Source organism: Shewanella canadensis, from assembly GCF_003966225.1.
Taxonomy (GTDB): domain Bacteria; phylum Pseudomonadota; class Gammaproteobacteria; order Enterobacterales; family Shewanellaceae; genus Shewanella; species Shewanella canadensis.
In genome coordinates this window covers 1-1,668 of sequence record NZ_RXNU01000044.1, presented here as the reverse complement: position 1 = coordinate 1,668, position 1,668 = coordinate 1, and the positions used below count along the sequence as shown (strand labels likewise).

Annotated in this window: 10 tRNA genes; all 10 read left to right on the top strand. The window is 42.2% G+C overall.

Features of this window, described 5'->3' with window-relative positions:
• Window positions 1-3: 3 nt before the first annotated feature.
• The 10 genes from EKG38_RS24725 to EKG38_RS24690 all read left to right on the top strand — a co-directional run bounded on the left by EKG38_RS24725 (window position 4) and on the right by EKG38_RS24690 (window position 1,664).
• Window positions 4-79, top strand: a tRNA-Lys gene (locus EKG38_RS24725).
• 59 nt (window positions 80-138) lie between these two features.
• Window positions 139-214: transfer RNA gene (locus EKG38_RS24720), tRNA-Lys, on the top strand.
• A 117-nt stretch (window positions 215-331) separates the two neighbouring features.
• Window positions 332-407: transfer RNA gene (locus EKG38_RS24715), tRNA-Lys, on the top strand.
• Between the two features lie 59 nt (window positions 408-466).
• Window positions 467-542 (top strand) — tRNA-Lys (locus EKG38_RS24710).
• A gap of 252 nt (window positions 543-794) precedes the next feature.
• Window positions 795-870 (top strand) — tRNA-Lys (locus EKG38_RS24705).
• Window positions 871-914: 44 nt separating this feature from the next.
• Window positions 915-1,004: transfer RNA gene (locus EKG38_RS25060), tRNA-OTHER, on the top strand.
• A gap of 64 nt (window positions 1,005-1,068) precedes the next feature.
• Window positions 1,069-1,144, top strand: a tRNA-Lys gene (locus EKG38_RS24700).
• A 117-nt stretch (window positions 1,145-1,261) separates the two neighbouring features.
• A tRNA-Lys gene (locus EKG38_RS24695) sits at window positions 1,262-1,337 on the top strand.
• 44 nt (window positions 1,338-1,381) lie between these two features.
• Window positions 1,382-1,471 (top strand) — tRNA-OTHER (locus tag EKG38_RS25055).
• A gap of 117 nt (window positions 1,472-1,588) precedes the next feature.
• Window positions 1,589-1,664 (top strand) — tRNA-Lys (locus EKG38_RS24690).
• The last annotated feature ends 4 nt before the right edge of the window (window positions 1,665-1,668 follow it).

Genomic DNA, 1,668 nt, shown 5'->3' with positions numbered 1-1,668 from the left:
GAAGGGCCGTTAGCTCAGTTGGTAGAGCAGTTGGCTTTTAACCAATTGGTCGAAGGTTCGAATCCTTCACGGCCCACCACTTTTTCTGAGGTGGTTCTACTTTTATAGTAGATGAATTCAGAAATGTAATACCAAGAAGGGCCGTTAGCTCAGTTGGTAGAGCAGTTGGCTTTTAACCAATTGGTCGAAGGTTCGAATCCTTCACGGCCCACCACTTCTTTGAAAGTGAATAACTTAAGTCATGCTTTGGTTATTAAATTCAAAACCACTCTTCTGAAAGTGGACTCATTCATTAAGGTGAATGAGCAAATTCAGAATGATTTACCAAGAAGGGCCGTTAGCTCAGTTGGTAGAGCAGTTGGCTTTTAACCAATTGGTCGAAGGTTCGAATCCTTCACGGCCCACCACTTTTTCTGAGGTGGTTCTACTTTTATAGTAGATGAATTCAGAAATGTAATACCAAGAAGGGCCGTTAGCTCAGTTGGTAGAGCAGTTGGCTTTTAACCAATTGGTCGAAGGTTCGAATCCTTCACGGCCCACCACTTCCTTTGAGTGGTTAAATAATAAAGGAAGGTTGGAAAGATGTTGGCTCAGTTGATGCCTTATAATAAGAGCGCAGTTGGCTTTACTCTTAACTACCACATTGGTCGAAGGTCCGAATCCTTCACGGCCCACCACTTCTTTGAAAGTGAATAACTTAAGTCATGCTTTGGTTATTAAATTCAAAACCACTCTTCTGAAAGTGGACTCATTCATTAAGGTGAATGAGCAAATTCAGGATGATTTACCAAGAAGGGCCGTTAGCTCAGTTGGTAGAGCAGTTGGCTTTTAACCAATTGGTCGAAGGTTCGAATCCTTCACGGCCCACCACTTCCTTTAAGTGGCTAAAAATAAAGAAAGGTTGGAAAGATAGTAGCTCAGTTGATGCTTTGTAATAAGAGCGCAGTTGGCTTTACTCTTAACTACCACATTGGTCGAAGGTTCGAATCCTTCACGGCCCACCACCTTTTCTGAGGTGGATCTACTTAGCATCTGAAAGTAGATGAATTCAGAATGATTTACCAAGACGGGCCGTTAGCTCAGTTGGTAGAGCAGTTGGCTTTTAACCAATTGGTCGAAGGTTCGAATCCTTCACGGCCCACCACTTCTTTGAAAGTGAATAACTTAAGTCATGCTTTGGTTATTAAATTCAAAACCACTCTTCTGAAAGTGGACTCATTCATTAAGGTGAATGAGCAAATTCAGGATGATTTACCAAGAAGGGCCGTTAGCTCAGTTGGTAGAGCAGTTGGCTTTTAACCAATTGGTCGAAGGTTCGAATCCTTCACGGCCCACCACTTCCTTTAAGTGGCTAAAAATAAAGAAAGGTTGGAAAGATAGTAGCTCAGTTGATGCTTTATAATAAGAGCGCAGTTGGCTTTACTCTTAACTACCACATTGGTCGAAGGTTCGAATCCTTCACGGCCCACCACTTCTTTGAAAGTGAATAACTTAAGTCATGCTTTGGTTATTAAATTCAAAACCACTCTTCTGAAAGTGGACTCATTCATTAAGGTGAATGAGCAAATTCAGGATGATTTACCAAGAAGGGCCGTTAGCTCAGTTGGTAGAGCAGTTGGCTTTTAACCAATTGGTCGAAGGTTCGAATCCTTCACGGCCCACCACTTC